At 64.7% G+C, this 19,623-nt stretch carries 18 protein-coding genes; 6 read left to right on the top strand and 12 right to left on the bottom strand.

All coding sequences use genetic code 11. From position 1 onward, the window contains the following. Window positions 1-24: 24 nt before the first annotated feature. The gene (locus KHO41_RS03855; RefSeq protein WP_211951990.1) at window positions 25-1,317 is read left to right on the top strand and encodes an HlyD family secretion protein; all 1,293 of its coding nucleotides are present in this window, start codon (window positions 25-27) and stop codon (window positions 1,315-1,317) included. A 2-nt stretch (window positions 1,318-1,319) separates the two neighbouring features. Further along, on the top strand, window positions 1,320-2,921 hold the full coding sequence (locus tag KHO41_RS03850; RefSeq protein ID WP_244873700.1) for a DHA2 family efflux MFS transporter permease subunit: 1,602 nt from the start codon (window positions 1,320-1,322) through the stop codon (window positions 2,919-2,921). A gap of 129 nt (window positions 2,922-3,050) precedes the next feature. On the opposite strand, the gene KHO41_RS03845 is transcribed toward KHO41_RS03850, so the two are convergent. Continuing rightward, complete coding sequence (locus KHO41_RS03845) at window positions 3,051-3,245, bottom strand: DUF3606 domain-containing protein (RefSeq protein ID WP_211951989.1); 195 nt, start codon at window positions 3,243-3,245, stop codon at window positions 3,051-3,053. A 169-nt stretch (window positions 3,246-3,414) separates the two neighbouring features. On the opposite strand from KHO41_RS03845, the gene KHO41_RS03840 reads away from it, so the two are divergent. The 3 genes from KHO41_RS03840 to KHO41_RS03830 are packed head-to-tail and all read left to right on the top strand — an operon-like array spanning window position 3,415 to window position 5,872. Next, window positions 3,415-4,203, top strand: coding sequence for an IclR family transcriptional regulator (locus KHO41_RS03840; RefSeq protein WP_211951988.1), 789 nt, complete (start codon window positions 3,415-3,417; stop codon window positions 4,201-4,203). A 14-nt stretch (window positions 4,204-4,217) separates the two neighbouring features. Then, on the top strand, window positions 4,218-4,922 hold the full coding sequence (gene pepE / locus KHO41_RS03835) for a dipeptidase PepE (RefSeq protein ID WP_211951987.1): 705 nt from the start codon (window positions 4,218-4,220) through the stop codon (window positions 4,920-4,922). Window positions 4,923-4,948: 26 nt separating this feature from the next. After that, entirely contained in the window at window positions 4,949-5,872 is a 924-nt protein-coding gene (locus KHO41_RS03830; protein ID WP_211951986.1) for a DUF1177 domain-containing protein, read from the top strand. Window positions 5,873-6,009: 137 nt separating this feature from the next. Here the strand turns inward: KHO41_RS03830 and truB are convergent, their stop codons facing one another. From truB to KHO41_RS03790, 8 genes are all read right to left on the bottom strand, one after another. Beyond that, complete coding sequence (truB, locus tag KHO41_RS03825; RefSeq protein ID WP_211951985.1) at window positions 6,010-6,957, bottom strand: tRNA pseudouridine(55) synthase TruB; 948 nt, start codon at window positions 6,955-6,957, stop codon at window positions 6,010-6,012. 66 nt (window positions 6,958-7,023) lie between these two features. Continuing rightward, window positions 7,024-7,392: a 30S ribosome-binding factor RbfA gene (gene rbfA / locus KHO41_RS03820; protein ID WP_211951984.1), complete on the bottom strand. Its 369-nt coding sequence runs from the start codon at window positions 7,390-7,392 to the stop codon at window positions 7,024-7,026. A gap of 62 nt (window positions 7,393-7,454) precedes the next feature. Then, window positions 7,455-10,355, bottom strand: a complete 2,901-nt coding sequence (infB, locus tag KHO41_RS03815; protein WP_211951983.1) for a translation initiation factor IF-2 — start codon at window positions 10,353-10,355, stop codon at window positions 7,455-7,457. 96 nt (window positions 10,356-10,451) lie between these two features. Next, the gene (nusA, locus tag KHO41_RS03810) at window positions 10,452-11,927 is read right to left on the bottom strand and encodes a transcription termination factor NusA (RefSeq protein WP_211951982.1); all 1,476 of its coding nucleotides are present in this window, start codon (window positions 11,925-11,927) and stop codon (window positions 10,452-10,454) included. Beyond that, window positions 11,924-12,412 carry a ribosome maturation factor RimP gene (rimP, locus tag KHO41_RS03805; RefSeq protein WP_011298192.1) on the bottom strand — a complete coding sequence of 163 codons (489 nt, stop codon included), beginning with the start codon at window positions 12,410-12,412 and terminating at the stop codon, window positions 11,924-11,926. Before rimP ends, nusA begins: the two co-directional genes overlap by 4 nt. A gap of 286 nt (window positions 12,413-12,698) precedes the next feature. Next, window positions 12,699-14,555 carry a 23S rRNA pseudouridine(2605) synthase RluB gene (rluB, locus tag KHO41_RS03800; RefSeq protein WP_211951981.1) on the bottom strand — a complete coding sequence of 619 codons (1,857 nt, stop codon included), beginning with the start codon at window positions 14,553-14,555 and terminating at the stop codon, window positions 12,699-12,701. A gap of 5 nt (window positions 14,556-14,560) precedes the next feature. Next, window positions 14,561-15,439 carry an SMC-Scp complex subunit ScpB gene (scpB, locus tag KHO41_RS03795; protein WP_211951980.1) on the bottom strand — a complete coding sequence of 293 codons (879 nt, stop codon included), beginning with the start codon at window positions 15,437-15,439 and terminating at the stop codon, window positions 14,561-14,563. Between the two features lie 556 nt (window positions 15,440-15,995). Next, entirely contained in the window at window positions 15,996-16,751 is a 756-nt protein-coding gene (locus tag KHO41_RS03790; RefSeq protein ID WP_211951979.1) for a sulfite exporter TauE/SafE family protein, read from the bottom strand. A 79-nt stretch (window positions 16,752-16,830) separates the two neighbouring features. Between KHO41_RS03790 and fnr the strand changes: the two genes are divergently transcribed. Then, window positions 16,831-17,556: a fumarate/nitrate reduction transcriptional regulator Fnr gene (fnr, locus tag KHO41_RS03785; protein ID WP_211951978.1), complete on the top strand. Its 726-nt coding sequence runs from the start codon at window positions 16,831-16,833 to the stop codon at window positions 17,554-17,556. Between the two features lie 45 nt (window positions 17,557-17,601). Here the strand turns inward: fnr and KHO41_RS03780 are convergent, their stop codons facing one another. The 3 genes from KHO41_RS03780 to ccoG form a co-directional block, all read right to left on the bottom strand. Next, complete coding sequence (locus tag KHO41_RS03780) at window positions 17,602-17,847, bottom strand: hypothetical protein (protein ID WP_011298197.1); 246 nt, start codon at window positions 17,845-17,847, stop codon at window positions 17,602-17,604. After that, entirely contained in the window at window positions 17,844-18,059 is a 216-nt protein-coding gene (locus tag KHO41_RS03775; protein ID WP_211951977.1) for a FixH family protein, read from the bottom strand. The genes KHO41_RS03780 and KHO41_RS03775 overlap by 4 nt, the downstream gene beginning before the upstream one ends. Window positions 18,060-18,143: 84 nt before the next feature. After that, window positions 18,144-19,616: a cytochrome c oxidase accessory protein CcoG gene (ccoG, locus tag KHO41_RS03770; RefSeq protein WP_211951976.1), complete on the bottom strand. Its 1,473-nt coding sequence runs from the start codon at window positions 19,614-19,616 to the stop codon at window positions 18,144-18,146. Window positions 19,617-19,623 lie beyond the last annotated feature (7 nt).

Here is a 19,623-nt window from a genome sequence, read left to right as displayed (position 1 = left end):
AGAACAGATTCACGAGAGACCAAAATGAGCGATAACCAGCAAGCCGGCAACCCGAACACTCCGGCGGCATCCGTCAACAACAATGGCAAGCGCAAGCGCCTGCTGCTTTCCCTGACCGCGGCCATCGTCGTGGCGGGCGTCGGCTACGGCGTGTACTGGGGCCTGTACGCACGCCACTTCGAAAGTACCGATGACGCGTACGTCGCCGGCAACGTGGTCCAGGTCACGCCGCTGGTGGGCGGCACCGTGGTGTCGATCGCCGCGGACGACACGCAGCTTGTTACCGCAGGCCAGCCGCTGATCCAGCTCGACCGCGCCGATACGCAAGTTTCGCTGGAACAGGCCGAGGCCCAGCTCGCGCAGGCCGTGCGTGAAGTGCGCACGCTCTATGTCAACAACGGCTCCCTCGCCGCGAACGTGGCACTGCGCGAGGCCGATGTCGCCAAGGCGCGCGACGACCTGCGCCGCCGCCAGGCGATCGCTGGCTCTGGCGCGGTGTCGGGCGAAGAAATCTCCCACGCACAGACCGCGCTGCAGGGCGCGCAATCGGCTCTGCTCGCCGCACGCGAACAACTCGCCTCGAACAAGGTACTGACCGACCAGACCACCGTCGAAAAGCATCCGAACGTGCAGCGCGCCGCCGCCAATCTGCGCTCGGCCTACCTGTCGTTTGCCCGTTCGACGCTGCCCGCGCCGGTCACCGGCTACGTCGCCAAGCGCTCGGTCCAGGTCGGCCAGCGCGTGGCCGCCGGGGCGCCGCTGATGGCGGTCGTGCCGCTGGACCAGGTCTGGGTCGACGCGAACTTCAAGGAAGTGCAGATCACGCATATGCGCATCGGCCAGCCCGTGACGCTGGAAGCCGACGTCTACGGTTCGAAGGTCAAGTACAACGGCAAGGTGGCGGGCTTCTCTGCCGGTACCGGCTCCGCGTTCTCGCTGCTGCCGGCGCAGAACGCCACCGGCAACTGGATCAAGGTCGTACAGCGCCTGCCCGTGCGCATCGCGCTTGACCCGCAGCAACTCAAGGACCACCCGCTGCGCGTCGGCCTGTCGATGAACGTGACCGTCGACGTGCGCCATGAGGAAGGCGCCGCCATGGTCAGCGCCGCCGCAGCCAAGCCGATGCAGACTGACGTCTATGACAAGGTCGCGCAGGACGCCGACCTGCTGATCTCGCGCATCATCGCCGTGAACAACGGCGGCCGTGCCGCCGCTCCGGCAGATGCTGTGCCTGCCAAGGGCGCACCGGTCAACAACGTTCCGGCCGATGACGCGGCGGCCAGCGCGGCCGTGGCACGGCCCTCCAACCGCGGCTGATCATGGCGGACGCACTGACCGTGGATGAACGCGCCGGCGCCGCGCCGAGGCCGCCGGCGCGCCCCGTGCAGCCGCAGCCGCTGAGCGGCGGCAAGCTCGTGATCGGCACCATCGCGCTGTCGCTGGCCACGTTTATGAACGTGCTGGATTCGTCGATCGCCAACGTGTCGATTCCGGCGATTTCGGGCGATCTTGGCGTGGCGCCGAACCAGGGCACCTGGGTCATCACCTCGTTCGCGGTGGCCAACGCGATCTCGGTGCCGCTGACGGGCTGGCTCACTACGCGCTTTGGTGCGGTGCGCCTGTTCATCACGTCGATCCTGCTGTTCGTGCTGTCGTCGTGGCTATGCGGCGTCGCGCCCAACCTGGAAACGCTGCTCGCCGCACGTATCCTGCAGGGCGCGGTGGCAGGACCGATGATCCCGCTGTCGCAGTCGCTGCTGCTATCGAGCTACCCGCCGCAGAAGAGCACCATGGCGCTCGCGCTGTGGGGCATGACCACGCTGGTGGCTCCGATCATGGGACCGCTGCTCGGCGGCTGGATCTCGGACAACATGACGTGGCCGTGGATCTTCTACATCAACGTGCCGGTGGGCCTGCTTACCGCATACGCCACGTGGGCGATCTACAAGGACCGTGAAACGCCAACCAAGGTGCTGCCGATCGACCGCATCGGGCTCGCGCTGCTGGTGATCTGGGTGGGCTCGATGCAGCTCATGCTCGACAAGGGCAAGGAGCTCGACTGGTTCCACTCGCCCGAGATCGTGGTGCTCACGCTGGTGGCCGTGCTCGGCTTCCTGTTCTTCCTGGTCTGGGAGACCTACGAGAAGCACCCGATTGTCGACATCACGCTGTTCAAGGGCCGCAACTTCAGCTCGGGCGTGGTGGCAATCTCGGTCGCATACGGGCTGTTCTTCGGCAACTTGGTGATCCTGCCGCTGTGGCTGCAGACGATCGTGGGCTACACGGCCACCGACGCGGGCATCGTGATGGCGCCCGTGGGGATCTTCGCAATCCTGCTGTCGCCGCTGATCGGGCGCAACCTGCCGAAGATGGACGCGCGCTGGGTCGCCACCGCAGCGTTCATCACGTTCGGCATCGTGAGCCTGATGCGTGCGGGATTCACCACGCAAGTGGATACCGTCACGCTGATGATCCCTACGCTGATCCAGGGCGCGGCCATGGCGATGTTCTTCATCCCGCTCACGTCGATCATCCTGTCTGGCCAGGCACCGGAGAAGATCCCGGCGGCGTCCGGCTTGTCGAACTTCGTGCGTATCACGTTCGGTGGCATCGGCGCATCGATTTCGACCACGGTGTGGGAGAACCGCACGGCCCTGCATCACGCGCAACTGGTGGAGAAGGTCAATCCCTACAACCCGGCGTACTCCGAGCAACTGCACCACCTGATGCAGATGGGCATGAACCAGGCACAGGCCGTCGGAGTCATGGAGCGCAACATCAGCCAGCAGGCGGCGATGCTCGGCGCGAACGACATCTTCTGGATTTCGGGCGTACTGTTCTTCGTGCTGATTGGCTTCGTGTGGCTCACCAAGCCGACCAAGGGCGGCGCCGGTGCCGATGCGGCAGCCGGAGCACACTGACGGGAACACGCGCCGACATACTCGCGTTCAGCACGCAACAAGGCCACGCGGCTCCGGTTTGATCCGGAACCGCGTGGCCTTTTTCTTTATCGCAAGGGCCCGGCTACGCACGGGCCGTGTGCGTCGGAACTAATGCGCGCCGGCCTGCCCGGCCTCCAACTGCGCCCGCACTGCGGCGATGTGCTCGCCAACCTCGTCCACGGCATCCTCAAGGGCGCTTGCAGTACACCCCAACTCCTGGCACCAGTACCGCACTTCCACCGGGTCCATCAGGTTGACCCGGCCCGGATCGAGCGGGCGAAACTGGCTGATCTCGTCACTCATGCTGCCTCCTGTGCCTTTGGCCTTCACACGGCTCTTGCATTGTAGGCGAGCGATCCGCCTGTGCCCGCAATCTGCGCGCTTGAATTCGCGCACCGATGGGACTACCATTTCTGAACCGATTTTCGGAACTAAGGTTCCATAAAACGGAACCCCAATCAGGAGCCTTGCGGTGAGCATTCTGGAAGGCGTGGAAAGCGTGCTGGGCATGTTCGGCGAAGGCCGCCACGAAATCAGCTTCAACGACGTCATGGACGAACTCGGCCTGGCCAAGAGTTCGGCATCACGGCTGCTCGCGCAGATGGTTCGGTATCGGCTATTGGAGCTTCAATCCACGACACGGCGCTACCGGCCCGGCATGCTGCTGATCCGTGCGGCGCAGGCGGCCACGCAGGCACATCCGTTCGACGAACAATGCCGCGAAATTCTCGCCACGCTGTCTGATTCGACGGGATTTACCGCGTACCTGTCGATGCTCGACGGCACGGACACCGTGGTGCTCCAGCGCCTGAATGGCAGCAACCCCGTACAGGTGCTGTCGCCACCGGGCGCCCGGCGCCCTGCCTTCACTACCGCGATGGGCCGCGTGCTCTTGTCCCGCCTGTCGGACGCCGAATTCGGCACACGCTACGGCCCTTCGAACGACACCGGCCTGCCGCTGGCGCCGGCAGGTTGCCCTGCCACGGTCGGCGAACTGCACGAGCGCGTGATGACCGCGCACCGCGAGCGCAGCGCCGTGGCGATCAACGAGGGCATGCCCGGCATTGGCGCCGTGGCGGCCACGCTGGCCGACCCGATCTCCGGCGACGTGCGCGGCCTGTGCCTGTCCTTCACCGCAATGCAGGTCAGCCAGGCGCAGGCAACGTCGCTGCGCGACACGCTCGTGCGCGCCGTGGCGACGGTCGGCCAACGCATCGGCGATCCGCTCTGGCAAGACACCGTCGACATTCCCTCGCGATAACGCATCCGATATTCATGGATCTCCTCCTACTCAGCAATTCCAGCAGCGACGCCGGCTACCTCGTGCACGCGCACGATGCCATCACCGAACTGGCGGCGGGCCGCAAGACGGCATGCTTCGTGCCGTTCGCCGGCGTCACGCGCGACTGGGATACCTACGAAACGCTGGTCAGCGATGCGCTGTCGCCCATCGGCATCGCAGTGCGGTCGCTGCACCACGCGGGCGACGCCGACGCTGCACGCCGGCTTATCGGCACCGCCGAACTGATCGTAGTCGGCGGCGGCAACACCTTCCGCCTGCTGCAATGCCTGCGCGAACGCGGCCTGCTCGCCCCGATCGCCGCCTGCGTACGCAAAGGTGGCGCCCGCTATATCGGCTGGAGCGCTGGCGCCAATCTCGCCTGCCCGACGATCTGCACGACCAACGACATGCCGGTCGCCAATCCCGGCGGGCTCGACGCGCTCGGGCTCGTGCCGTTCCAGATCAACCCGCACTACTTCAACGTGGTGGTGCCCGGTTTCCGTGGCGAAACGCGCGACCAGCGGCTGGCGGAGTTCACCACGCTGCATCCCGAAACGCCCGTGCTGGGCCTGCCCGAAGGCAACTGGGTGCGCGTGCGCGACGAGCATTTGGACCTGGGCGGTCCGCATACCTCGCGCTGGTTCCTGGACACGGACGTTCTGGATGTGCAGCCGGGTCCGCTGCCGCTGCCACGCTGAAACCCGCCACGAGAACGGAATCCAGGATGTCCATCAAGCAGGTGATTGAATCGATCGAACTGCTGTCGGCGGCCAACGTCGACGGCGAGCACGTCGCTGCGCTGCTGCGCGCGCGCGGCATTGCCGACGTCACGGTGACGAGGGTCGAGGAAAACGGGCTGTACACCGACTTTCTCGCGTGCACGCTGCCGGGGCTCGATCCCGACCTGCCCGCGCTTGGCGTAGTGGGCCGGCTTGGCGGCGTGGGCGCGCGCCCGGCCGTGACCGGGCTGGTATCGGACGCGGATGGCGCCATCGTAGCCGTCGCCACCGCGCTGAAGCTCGCCGACATGGCGGCCAGCGGCGATGTGCTGCCCGGCCCAGTGCGCATCCATACCCACATCTGCCCGCATGCGGCCACGCGGCCGCACTACCCAGTGCCGATGATGAAATCGCCGTTCGCGATGCGCACGATGATGTCGCACGAAGTCCACGCGAAGATGGCCGCGATCCTGTCGGTGGACACCACGCGCGGCAACCGGCTCGTGAACCGGCGCGGCGTGGCACTGACACCTGTGGCGAAGCAAGGCTGGCTGCTGCGGCTTCCTGAACGGATGCTCGACCTGATGGGCTGGGTCAGCGGCGAACTGCCGCTGGTGCTGCCGCTCACGACGCAGGACATCACACCGTACGAAAACGGCCTGTGGCATGTGAACTCGATCATGCAGCCGGCCATCGCCACGGCCGCACCTGTCATTGGCGTGGCCCTGACAGCGCAGACCATGGTGCCAGGCTGCGCAACCGGCGTGACCAATGCCTTCGACATCGATGTGGCCACGCGCTTCTGCATTGAAGTGGCCAAGACGTTCGGCACGGGGCAATGCGACTTCTACGATGAAGCCGAGTGGGCCGAACTGCAGCGCCGCTATGGCTCCCTCGCCCATCTGCAGACCGTCGGCCGAGAGTCATGAAAATCCTCGACGGAATCGACTAGGGAAGAAGATGGACCAATCCGGTTCGAAGCCGGTTGCCGGCACGGCTGAATGCTTCCCGAGTGTCCTCGCCGACGTGATCGAATCGACGAAGATCGCATTCGATGGATCCGATCCTACAGCCGGACCAGACGTTCCGGCCGCAACGCGCCTTCACGCATGCGTGCGATGCCGAGCAACCTCACCGGCTCGCCGCCATAGACGCGCGCAAGCACGCCTTCCTGCGGGGCGCTGTCCGGCTCCAGGTCGCGGTACGCGAGGCGTTGCCCCTGAAGGAAGCGCGACATCGCTTCGGCGGACAGCGTCACCGGTGGGCAGCGTTGCAGCAGCGCATCGACCGGCGCCAGCATGGCCGGGCGGGCGTCGTCCGCCTGCGCGTCGATCTGCTCGAGCGTCACCGCGCCGTCGAGGGTCAGGTCGCCGACAGCGATGCGACGCAGCCCGGTCAGGTGTGCGCCACAGCCGAGCGCCTCGCCGATATCCTCGGCCAGCGTGCGGATATACGTACCCTTGCTGCATTTCACGCGCATCGTGAAGGACGACGCCTGAGGCAGCGCACAGTCGAGCACGTCGATCGCATGAATCGTGATGCGCCGGGCCGGACGCTCCACGGTCTGCCCCGCTCGCGCGTACTCGTACAGCGGCCGGCCATCCTTCTTCAGCGCAGAATGCATTGGCGGAATCTGGTCGATCTCACCGACGAAACGTGCGATTGCGGCGTCCAGCGCAGCACGGTCACAGGTCACCGGCCGCTCAACCAGCACTTCGCCTTCGGCATCGCCGGTTGTGGTCTTCTGACCGAGCCTGACTACCGCCTCATAAGTCTTGTCCGCATCGAGCAAGTCCTGCGAGAACTTCGTCGCCTCGCCAAAGCAAAGCGGTAGCAGCCCTGTGGCGAGCGGGTCCAGCGTGCCGGTGTGGCCGGCCTTGAGGGCCCGCAGCAGGCGTTTGGCGCGCACAAGCGCGTCGTTGGAAGACAGCCCTAACGGCTTGTCGAGCAACAGCACGCCGTGCACCTCGCGGCGCGGCAGCCGGGGCGGACGGTTGTTGGCGGAATCGGTCATGGAAACAATGCGGGGCGACGGGCGATACGGCCCGCGCCAGGACGGCGCTTCCCGGCGCAGCCGGAATCAGTCGTCCTTGGAACGCGTGGCGTTCGCTTCGTTGATCAGCTTGGACATCTCGATCGCATGCTCCACCGATGTGTCGTGATGGAAATGCAGCGTCGGCACCGTATGGATGTGCAGGCGCTTGAACAGCAGCGAGTGCAGATAGCCTGCCTTCTCCTTGAGAATGGCAGCAGCCACTTCGGGTTCCGCACCCAGCACGGTGAAATACACCTTGGCGTGCGCGTAGTCCGGCGTCAGCGCCACGGACTGGAGCGTCACGAGCCCCAGGCGCGAATCACGGATTTCGCGCTGGATCATTTCGGCCAGTTCTTTCTGAATCTGGTCGGAGATGCGCAGATTGCGGGAGGAGATATTGCCTTTCTTGGCCATTCAATACTGTCTTGTTCCAAAGTGAAAACGGCAGGCCGGAGCCTGCCGTTTTGCGTATCGCTTTACAGCGTACGCGCCACCTCGGTGATTTCGTACACTTCGAGCTGGTCGCCTTCTTGAACATCGTTGAAGTTCTTGATCGACAGACCGCACTCGAAGCCTTGCTTCACTTCCTTGACGTCGTCCTTGAATCGCTTGAGCGAGTCGAGTTCGCCGGTGTGGACAACCACGTTGTTGCGCAGCACGCGCACCAGCGAGTTGCGCTTGACCAGACCGTCGGTAACCATACAGCCGGCCACCGCGCCGATCTTCGGCACGCGGAACACCTGGCGCACTTCCACCTGACCAATCGTGGTCTCGCGCTTCTCCGGCGCCAGCATGCCCGACATGGCCGCCTTGATCTCGTCTACCGCATCGTAAATGATGTTGTAGTAGCGGATGTCGATGCCGTGGTTCTCGGCCAGCTTGCGTGCACCAGCATCGGCACGCACGTTGAAGCCGATGATGACAGCCTTCGAAGCGGTCGCCAGGTTGACGTCCGACTCCGAGATGGCACCCACGCCGGCGTGCACGATCTGCACGCGCACTTCCGCGGTCGACAGCTTCTGCAGCGACTGCACCAGCGCTTCCTGCGAACCCTGCACATCGGCCTTGACGATCAGCGGCAGCGTCTGCACGTCGCCTTCCGTCATCTGTTCCAGCATGGTCTCCAGCTTCGCGGCCTGCTGCTTGGCAAGCTTCACGTCGCGGAACTTGCCCTGGCGGAACAGCGCGATTTCACGTGCCTTGCGCTCGTCCGGCAGCACCAGCACTTCCTCGCCGGCGGCGGGGACTTCCGACAGACCCTGGATTTCCACCGGGATCGACGGACCCGCTTCCTTGGTCGGCTTGCCGTTCTCGTCCAGCATGGCGCGCACGCGGCCGTAGGCACTGCCAGCCAGCACCACGTCGCCACGCTTGAGCGTGCCGCTGCTGACCAGGATCGTGGCGATCGGGCCCTTGCCCTTGTCGAGCTGGGCTTCCACCACCAGACCCTTGGCAGGTGCATCCACCGGCGCCTTCAGTTCCAGCACTTCAGCCTGCAGCAGCACCTGCTCCAGCAGTTCCTCGATGCCCGCACCGGTCTTGGCGGACACGGGCACGAACGGCGAATCGCCACCGTACTCTTCCGGCAACACCTGCTCCGCCACCAGTTCCTGCTTGACGCGGTCCGGGTTGGCATCCGGCTTGTCGATCTTGTTGATCGCCACGACGATCGGCACTCCGGCAGCCTTGGCGTGCGCAATGGCTTCCTTGGTCTGCGGCATCACACCGTCGTCGGCCGCGACCACCAGGATCACGATATCGGTCGCCTTGGCACCGCGTGCACGCATGGCCGTGAAGGCCTCGTGACCCGGGGTATCCAGGAACGTGATCACGCCACGCTCGGTTTCCACATGGTAGGCACCGATGTGCTGCGTAATGCCGCCAGCTTCGCCCGCCGCCACCTTGGCGCGGCGGATGTAGTCCAGCAGCGAGGTCTTGCCGTGGTCGACGTGACCCATCACGGTCACCACCGGCGGACGCGGCAGCTGTTCGGCGTCGGTGTGTTCTTCACCGTCCACCACGAGCAGCGCTTCCGGATCGTCCAGCTTGGCGGCGAACGCCTTGTGGCCCATTTCTTCCACCACGATCATGGCGGTTTCCTGGTCCAACACCTGGTTGATCGTGACCATCTGGCCGAGCTTCATCATCTGCTTGATGACCTCGGACGCCTTCACGGCCATCTTGTGCGCCAGGTCGGCCACCGAGATGGTTTCCGGCACGTGCACTTCACGCACCACCGGTTCGGTCGGTGCCTGGAAGTTGCTGCGGCCATCGTCGGCATGCTGCTGACGGCCGCCACGGCCGCGCGGGCCACCGCGCCAGCCGCCCACGCCGCCCGACGAATCGCCGCGCGTCTTCAGGCCACTGCCCTTCTTACGGTTGCTGTCGTCCTGCCACGAACCGGGCTTGCCAGCCTTGCCCTTCTTGTCGGCGGTGGTGGTCGCGGTCGTGGTCGTGGTCGTCGCCGCGGGCTTCTTGTCGCCCGCCTTGGCTTCGGTCGCGGTCGCGGAAGCCGGCTTCACCGGCTTGTGCAGCGTACCGGTCTGCTCGGCCTTCTTTTCCTCGGCCTTGCGCTCGGACGGTGCCTTGAGCACGCGCGCCGGCGCATTCAGCATCTGCTGAATGGCACGGGCTTCGGCTTCGGCAGCCTCGCGGCGCTTGCGTGCGGCGTCCTGCTCGGCACGCGCCTTGTCGGCGGCAGCCTTGGCATCGTCGGCAGCCTTCTGCGCGGCAGCGCGCTCGGCGGCGACACGAGCCTGCTCGTCTTCGGCCTTCTTGCGCGAAGCGTCCTCGGCGGCCTCACCCACGGCGCGCGCGGCAGCGGCTTCCTCTTCGGCCTTCCTGGCAAGCAGTTCAGCCTGGCGGCGCTGTTCGGCTTCCAGTGCCTCCTGCTTGGCGCGGCGTTCGGCTTCCTCGCGCTCGGCGGCCTCGCGGCGTGCCTTCGCTTCGGCTTCCTGGCGCGCCAGCTCTGCAGCCTGCTGGCGTTCCTCTTCCTCGCGGCGTGCCTGCTCGGCAGCATCGGCCGCCAGTGCCTGCTGATCCGCAGCCTCGTTATGCTGGTCGGAGCCCGCCTCGTCGCGCTTGATCAGCACGCGCTTCTTGCGCACCTCGACTTGGACGGTACGCGTCTTGCCGGTGGAATCAGCCTGACGGATCTCGGAAGTCTCGCGCTTGGTCAGCGTGATCTTCTTGCGTGCGCTGTCATCGGCCTGGCCGTGCGAGCGCTTCAGATAGTCCAGCAGCCTGGTCTTATCCGATTCCGTGACGATGTCTTCTGGCGTCGCCTTGCCCAGCCCAGCCGCCTGCAATTGTTCCAGCAGGGCAGCTGCGCTGCGACTCAGTTCTGCGGCCAGTTGGGCAACTGTTGTGCTTGCCATTCAAACCCTTTCAATGCATGGTTTCTACGTCGGGACAAATCGTATGCGGAAAGCGCGTCCGGACAATGTGCTGTGCACGCGTCCCGGACGTGTCCCTCAGTTAAACCAATGTTCCCGTGCCTTCATGATCAGCGCCTTGGCTTCTTCCTCGGTGACGCCCGTCATCTCGACGAGTTCGTCGACAGCCAGTTCGGCCAGGTCGTCACGCGTATGGATATCGCCTTCGGCCAACTTGCCGATCAGCTCGGGATTCAGGCCGTCGAGCGAGCGCAGATCCTGCGACACCTCTTCCACCTTCTCTTCCCGGGCCAGTTCCATCGTCAGGAGCGCATCACGTGCGCGGTTGCGCAGCTCGTTGACGGTGTCTTCATCAAACGCCTCGATTTCCATCATTTCACTGATGGGAACATAGGCCACTTCTTCCAGCGTGGAGAACCCTTCCTCGATCAGGATGTCCGCCACTTCTTCGTCGACGTCGAGCTTGGCCATGAACAGCTTGCGCACGGCATCGCTTTCCTCGGCCTGTTTCTGCGCCGACTCTTCCTGCGTCATGATGTTGATCTGCCAGCCGGTCAGCTCGGACGCCAGGCGTACGTTCTGACCACTGCGACCGATGGCCACGGCGAGGTTTTCCTCGTCGACGACCACATCCATGCCATGCTTTTCCTCGTCCACGACGATCGACTGCACCTGTGCCGGCGCCAGCGCGCCGATCACGAACTGCGCCGGATCTTCGGACCAGAGCACGATGTCCACGGCTTCGCCGCCGATCTCGTTGCGCACGGCCGTCACACGCGTGCCGCGCACGCCGACGCAGGTACCGATCGGGTCGATACGCTTATCATGCGCCACGACGGCGATCTTGGCACGCACGCCGGGGTCGCGGGCAGCCGCCTTGATCTCGAGCAGGCCCTCCTCCATCTCCGGCACTTCGTTCTCGAAGAGCTTGATCAGGAACTCGGGCGCGGTGCGCGACAGTTCGATCTGCGGGCCGCGCGCGGCGCGGTCCACATTCAGGATGTACGCACGCACACGGTCGCCGGTGCGCAGGTTTTCCTTCGGAATGATCTGGTCGCGTGCCAGCAGCGCTTCCACGCGTCCGGATTCAACGATCAGGCCCTTCTTGTCGGCACGCTTGACCGTACCGGTCATGATCTTTTCGCCGCGCTCGAGATAGTCGTTCAGGATCTGCTCACGCTCGGCGTCGCGGATACGCTGAAGGATCACCTGCTTGGCGGCCTGCGCGCCGATGCGGCCGAATTCGACCGACTCGATCTGCTGTTCGACATAGTCGCCCAGATCGAGGCTGGCGTCGTCATCACGTGCCTCGAACAGCAGGATCTGCTTGTCCGGTTCCTGCAGGCCCTGTTCGTCAGGGACGACAAGCCAGCGGCGGAATGTCTCGTGCTCGCCCGATTCGCGGTCGATCGCGACACGGATATCCACGTCTTCCTCGAAACGCTTCTTGGTCGCCGAGGCCAGTGCAGCCTCCAGCGCGCCGAATACCACATCCTTGTCGACGTTCTTCTCACGCGCAAGCGCATCGACGAGCAACAGAACTTCGCGGCTCATTGCTTGTTCCCTTTTCTTTGATTTCCTTTGAAGTCGATCACCGGCACCAGCCGTGCCTTGTCGACATCAGATACAGTGAATTCCAGCAGTGCCGGACCATCCTTGCCCTCGAACTCCAGGCCGACCTTTTCCGCGCCAGCCTCTCCAGTGGGCTCACGCAGGATGCCTGTGAAGTTCTTTTGCCCATTGACGGGCAGGCGCAGCGTCACGCGCGCTTCTGCCCCGGCAAAGCGGACATAGTCGGCCAGCTTCTTCAGCGGCCGGTCCAGCCCCGGCGACGAGACCTCGAGCCGTTCATAGTCGACGTTCTCGACGGTCAGCACATGGGTCAGCTGCCGGCTTACCTTCTCGCAATCCTCGATGACGATGCCGGTTTCAGGCTGATCGATATAGACACGCAACAGTCCGGCCGGAGCCCGTTCGAGCTCAACCAGCTCGTATCCCATGCCGTTAAGGGTGGTTTCGATCAAATCTGCCAGATGCACTGTATTCCCGAATAATTGCCATCAACACCAAGCAGGCCGGCTTGCCTGCCCGCCTGGGACGACATGGGCACAGCCACCTGCCAGTCAGCTCCCAGCGCACATGCGTCAAACGGGCGAACCAAAAAAAAATGGGCGCAATGCCCATCATTCGCCCATCCTCTGGGAGGATGACTTTTTGAATAGACGTTAATTATACGCAGATTATGTCCAAAAGGCAAAAGGGCATGTATCGGCGCGTAAATGATCCCCCGGCAGGCGCTGCATGCCGGGGTTGCAGCGTGACGACTTAGCGGTTTCCGCCGCGATTGCCACCGCGGTTGTTGCCGCCGCCACCCTTGTTGCCACGGCCCGAGCGGTTGCCGCCACCGCCGCCGGCGCCGCCACCACCGCCACCACCGGACTTGGCCGCCTTCGGCATCACATTGCCGTTGACATCGCCGCCGCCGCGGCGCTGGGGCCGACCCTGGCCGCCCAGGCCCATGCCCGTGCCACGGCCGGCACCGCCAGCACGTCCGCCACCCTGCCCGCGCCCACCACCGAGATTGGCGGCGTGCGACGTCAGCACGGTCGGACCATGGCTGATATAGCCCATCGACGTGCGCATCGGATCCGGTTGGCCACGACCAGCGCCGCCCTTGTCGACGCGCGGCAAACCGTCCATGCCGGTGTGCATGGGCATGCCTGCGATCGCCGCCTCGGTACGCTGCTTGCGCCCGCCGACCTTGGTCGCGCCCTTGCCACCCTGCTCGCTCTTGCCGGGCACCTTCAGGCCGATAGCAGTCATCATCGACTTGACATCATTCGCCTCCAGTTCCTGCCAGCGGCCACGCTTGAGGCCGCGCGGCAGCAGAAACTGGCCGTAGCGCGTGCGGATCAGGCGCGACACGGTCAGGCCGACAGCCTCGAACATGCGGCGCACTTCGCGGTTGCGGCCTTCGGTCAGCGCCACGTGATACCACTGGTTCACGCCCTCGCCGCCGCCATCCGCAATGCGCAGGAAATTGGCTTCGCCGTCATCGAGCTTGATGCCATGCAGCAGGCGCTGGCGATCGGCTTCCGCCAGTTCGCCCAGCGTACGCACCGCGTACTCGCGCTCCACGCCATAGCGCGGATGCATGAATCGGTTGGCGATATCGCCGGACGTCGTGAAGATCAGCAGGCCTTCGGTATTGAAGTCCAGGCGCCCCACGGCGACCCACTTGCCGGTCTTCATGCGCGGCAGGCTGTCGAAAACGGTCGGACGGCCTTCCGGATCCGACTGGCTGACGATTTCACCGGCCGGCTTGTGGTACAGCAGCACGCGCGGCGGCTTGGTGGAAATCTTTCGGTGGATCAGCTTGCCGTTCACGCGGACCTGGTCGGTCGGCAGAATCCGCTGGCCAATATGCGCGGGCAGCCCGTTGACGGACACGCGGCCTTGCAGGATCAGTTCTTCCATTTCGCGCCGCGAGCCCAGGCCGCCCTCGGCCAGGACCTTGTGCAGCTTGGGCGCATCGTCGTCCGCCGACAGTTCGCGCACCGGCTTTGCCTTGGTGCGGGGGATGACGGTTTCTTCCTGGTCGTACTGGTCGGAAATGACGAAGCGGAACAGGTCTTCGCTGCTGGCGGCCGATTTCTCGGCGCCGCCTTGAGGCTTGCGCTGCTGCTGGGCACCACCCTGCTGAGGGCCACCCTTGCGGCGACCCTGTTGCCGGGCTGCCGGCTGGGCGTCACTTTCCGGAGAAGGCTTGGCTGCACGCTGGCCTTGCGGCTTGCGCTTGCGGCCAGCCGACTCGGCCTTTTCGCCACCTTCCTGCGCGGGTTGGCCGCCTTCACGCGGCGCGGCGCCCTCGACCCTGGCCGGCTTGCGCTTGCCGCGGCCACGCGGGGCGGCACGTCCGCCGGCCTCGCCAGCAGCTTTGCTCTCGCCTGCTTCGGCTGGTGCCGGAGATTCCGTCTCCTCGCCGCGGCTGGCGTCGCGATCCTGCGCAGCCTGCCGGCGCGAAGCCACCAGATTGCGCAAGCCGCGCCTCAGCCCTTTCCTGCGCGGCGCGCCGTCGGTGCCTGATCCGGATTCTGCAGCGCCATCGGCGGCCGGTGTCCCGGCGGCCCGGGTGTCTTGTTCAGCGGATTCAGACAAAGTATTCACTATCGGATGTTGCATATTGTTCAGTTGGGCACGCGCTCATCGTGCTCATTCGCGTGCGGCGGCGCAGCGTCGTCGTCGCCGGATGGATTGCCGCCGTCCTGCTCGCCCGGCGCGTTTTCGGCATGGAAGCCATTTGCCTCGGTGACGGCAGACGCGAGGTCTGCCACGTGCATGGCATCGGCGGAAGCCTGTTCGACAGCGTCGGCCGCCTCGGCCTTCGTCTCATCGGCAACCGGTGCGACTTCGGTGACATCAGCCACCTCGCCTGCCGGCGGCGTTGCCTCCGATTCGGGAAAGGCCTCTTCGTCGCCGACCACCGGCTGCGCCGTGGCCAGCTCTTCAAAATCTATTGCCTGCTGATCAAGCAGCGTCGCCTGCGCCTGCGCCTGGGCGTCCTCGAGGGGAGGCAGCTCATCGAGCGTACGCAGCCCGAGATCGTCCAGGAACGCCTTGGTCGTTGCATACAGCGCCGGCCGGCCGGGCACATCGCGGTGGCCGATCACTTCGATCCAGCTACGGTCTTCCAGCTTCTTGACCACTTCCGTGCTGACCGTCACGCCACGGATTTCCTCGATATCGCCGCGCGTCACCGGCTGGCGGTACGCAATGATCGCCAGCGTCTCCATGACAGCCCGCGAATACTTGGGCGGCTTCTCGGGATTGAGTCGATCCAGGTACTCGCGCATCTCGGGGCGGCTCTGGAAGCGCCAGCCGCTGGCCAGCGCCACCAGTTCAACCCCGCGCTGGCGCCAGTCCTGGCGCAGTTCATCGAGCAGGACCCGGATGGTATCCGCACCGACATCTTCGGCGAACAGCCGGCGCAGATCACCTACGCGCAGGGGTTCCTGCGCACAGATCAGCGCGGTCTCGAGGACGATTTTCGCCTCTTGGGTATTCATGTGGGTGTGCAGCCTGTCTTTGCACCTGCTCCCGGACGAACCCGGAGCCCTGGACATTGTGGATTCAGCGGTGCGAATGCCACCACCATCTCGTCGCGCAGCAAACCTGGAAGCGCTTTCGCCTCAAGGTCGTGCACCTTCTTTTTTGCATCGATTTGCCGGGTCGATCCGGCAGGAGATCGTCCGGTCACTGGCAAGTACCAGTGCACGAACCTCTTGCACGCACCCATATGGGCGGACATGGCTTCCGGCGAACGTCCGCCTAGGCCGCAAGAAAATAAACGGATATCGGGAGCAGGGCCAGCAATGACCGCACCACGGTCGCAGTGCCAGCCGGACTTTTGAAACCAGATCTTGTGAACCGGATGGACTGCGGAAGGGCTCGGCGCCGAAATTTCAACTCATTGCCCGAAACCCAGGGCGCGCCCCTTTTTTTGGAAGGGCTGCCAAGCGCCGCTCGGAAAACACGCCGCGCGATACCGCAATGCTGGGGATTGTATGGCATTCCCGCCCACGCCTGCAACCACTGCGCGGCGACAGCGCATCGCCCCGGGACTCAGAACACCAGGCAGAAGCCATGCTCAGCCAGCGAATGTGGCAATAACACCGCTCGACTGATGCCCATCGCACCAAACGCCATGACCGCCACTCCGGCTCCAATCCTGACCCACCTGCGGCGTGACCAGCCCCGCAGGAGCCCCGAAAAACTGGACAGGGCCAGTAGATTCGGCAACGTGCCAAGGCCGAACGCGCCCATCACCAGTGCTCCCGAAGGCGCATTGCCGGCCAGCAGCGCGAGCGCCAGCGCACCGTAGACCATGCCGCAGGGAACCAGGCCCCACGCCAGCCCCATGCCGTAGCGCCGGATCCAGCCACCGTGCCGCACCACGCCCGCCGGCGCCTTCCGGCCAAACCTGGCCATGCCGGCGGCAATGGCCCCACCGCCGCGCGCCGCAAGCCGCTCCAGCCAGGCAATGGAGAACGCCTCGCCGCGCGTGAGCCGCCATCCGGACCACAGCAGCATGGCGCTGCCTGCCCCGAACAGCCAGCGCTGCACCGGCAGATAGTCCTGGCGCCAGGCCGTCGCGCCTACCGCGCCGAGCAACGCGCCAAGCACCATGTAGGTGGAAATCCGTCCAACGTGCATGACGACCAATTCCACAAGCCAGTCCTGTCGGCGCCGCACTACAGCAACCGGTACGCCCACCGCGCGTTGCTCGACAGCGAGCGCAACGCCGCCGCACATGGCAGCGCAGTGAAAGCCACCCAGCAGGGCTAGCATAAAAACGCTGAGAAGCACACCAAATGTCAACTGCAACTCCCTACCGCATCACACCGCGCGTTAAAATGCATACATTGCGCCCTCGCCGCTCATTCCTCGCAGGTTCCAATTGCTAACATCCATCCCCGTCACCGAGATGTCGCCCCGTTGCTCCACTTGCGGCATGGGGCAACTGTGCCTGCCGGTGGGCATGAGCCAGCAGGACCTGCAGAAGATGGACAATCTGGTGCAGGAACGCATCCGCGTCCACAAGGGCGAGACCCTGTACCGCATGGGCGATCCGTTGACCGCGGTCTATGCGATCCGCTTCGGCACCCTGAAGACGCATGTCACCACGGAAGACGGCCGTTCGCAAATCACCGGGTTCCATCTGCCCGGCGAGGTGGTCGGCCTCGACGGCCTCGGCGAAATGCAGCACGCATCGGACGCCACCGCACTCGAAGATACCGAAGTCTGCGTTGTGCGTCTGTCCGACCTGCAGTCGCTTTCGATGGACCTGCCATCGCTGCAGCAGCAGTTCCTGCGCCTGATGGGCAAGGAAATCTCGCATGACCAAATCATGCTCGTCACGCTGGGCTCCATGCGCGCCGAGGAACGCCTTGCCGCGTTCCTGATCAACCTGTCCGAACGACTGTCCGCGCGCGGCTATTCGTCGACCGAGTTCGTCATGCGCATGAGCCGCGAGGAAATCGGCAGCTATCTTGGACTGAAGCTCGAAACCGTCAGCCGCCTTTTCTCGCGCTTTGCCGAAGCTGGCCTGATCCAGATTCGCCAGCGCCATGTGAAACTCGTCGACATGGCCGGTATCAAGCAGGTCTACAGCCGCTCCTGCTGAGCTTGCCTGACCGCCTTGCCAGCAAGGCGGTCCCCCTTCCTTTCGCTACTCCAGTTCGTCCGTTTCGCTGAGCTTCGTCGGCATGGTGTACAGGGTCAATCCGCTGGACAACGCGCAGAACACCCAGGCCAGCAGGAATCCGATCGTATAGACCGCCTCGCGCGAAGCCTCGATAGGCTGGCCGAAGAAATTCAGGTCACCGGGATCGACCACGGAGAACACCGTCGCCGTCGCTACGCCGGCCATCAGGAACGCTGGCCACAATACCCACATCAGCCAGCGCAGCCTCATGGCTGCCTCGCTTGCGGCGCCTTGGCACCGCCCGAGGAAGCCCCTACCTTTTCGACCACCAGACCATGGCGTGCGACACCTTCGACCACAGGCCGGTCGGGATTCGTGGAAGCCAGCCAGATCGTTACGCCGCAAGCCACCATCGCCAGCAACGGGCCGCTCATCAGCAGCCACGGCCACGGCTCCCTCCACCACGGATTGCCTTCTTGCATCGTCTTGCCCCCTTCGCCTGCGCCTTGTCCAGGCGCTCGCGGTTGGTGCGGCACAGCGCCGATGCGCTGCAGCCGCCCTTAGCTTTACAAATTGCGCGGTACGATGAAACTGGTAGATTGCCTGATTTGCGCACTACCCTGCCCAGTACCTTCGCTGGTCACTGTCACGCTGATCTTGTGCGTACCTTGCGCGGCATCGTCGATCGGCACGCGAATCCGGATCGGCACCAGCTTGTTCGACGTTGGCGCCAGGGCCTGCGCCTCCGGATCGTATTCGACGCTCAGGTTCTTCAGCTCGTCGCTTTCGGCTCGCACGCTGATGCGCATGGGCGCCTCGGTCGTATTGATAAGCTGCAGCCGGTAGACGTTCTCGATCCAGCGTCCATCCACTTCCCGCCCTAGCGCACCACGATCGCGAATGATGTCGACCTTCAACGGCGTGCGCAGCGCCAGCGAGGCAGCGAAGCCCGCCACCAGCACCAGCCAGATGACCGAGTAGATGATGACCCGCGGCCGCACCAGACGCTTGCGCGCAACCGCTGCGGACAAAGCCTTGCGCATCGCGTTTTCGGACGTGTAGCGGATCAACCCTCGGGGGTAATCCATCTTGTCCATGACCTGGTTGCACGCATCGATGCAGGCGCCGCAGCCGATGCACTCGTACTGCAGGCCGTCGCGGATATCAATGCCCGTCGGGCACACCTGCACGCAGATGCTGCAATTGACGCAGTCCCCGAGTCCCGCCTGATGGTGATCCACCTTGCGCGACCGGCTGCCACGCGGTTCACCGCGACCGACGTCGTACGTCACCACATAGGTGTCGCGATCGACCATCACGCTCTGGAACCGCGCATACGGGCACATGTACTTGCAGACCTGTTCGCGCATGAAGCCTGCGTTGCCCCACGTGGCGAACGCGTAAAAGAGCATCCAGAACGCCTGCCACGGCCCAAGGGCGAAGTCGAGCGCCTGACTGCCAAGCTCGCGGATCGGCGCGAAATAGCCGATGAACGTGAATCCTGTCCACAGCGCGACCACAACCCACAGGAAGTGCTTGGTGGCCTTGAGCCGGAACTTGCGTACGCTCCACGGATCGCCATCGAGCCGGATCCGCGCGAAACGGTCGCCTTCGACATGCCGCTCGATCCACATGAAGATCTCTGTGTAGACCGTCTGCGGACACGCGTAGCCGCAGAATAGCCGCCCGGCAAGCGCAGTGAAAAGGAACAGCGACAGCGCGGAGATCACCAGCAGGACGGCCAGGTAGATGACGTCCTGTGGCCAGAGCACCAGTCCAAAGATGTAGAACTTGCGCGCGCCAAGGTCGAACAGCACGGCCTGTCTGCCATTCCATTGCAGCCAGGGCGTGCCGTAGTAGATGAGCTGGGTCAGGAGAACCATCCAGACCCGCCAGTTGGAGAACGCACCCGTCACCGAGCGCGGATAGATCTTTCGGCGAACCTCGTAGAGCGTCTCATCGGAGGTATCGACAGGCGCCGACGCCGGCCCTTGCGGGCCGGCCGTCCGGGCCAGCGGTTCTGTCCCGGGTGAATTCATGGACGCG

The organism is Cupriavidus numazuensis (assembly GCF_905397435.1).
Taxonomy (GTDB): domain Bacteria; phylum Pseudomonadota; class Gammaproteobacteria; order Burkholderiales; family Burkholderiaceae; genus Cupriavidus; species Cupriavidus numazuensis.
The sequence above is the reverse complement of the archived record's forward strand: the minus strand, read 5'-3'. Positions and strand labels throughout refer to the sequence as shown.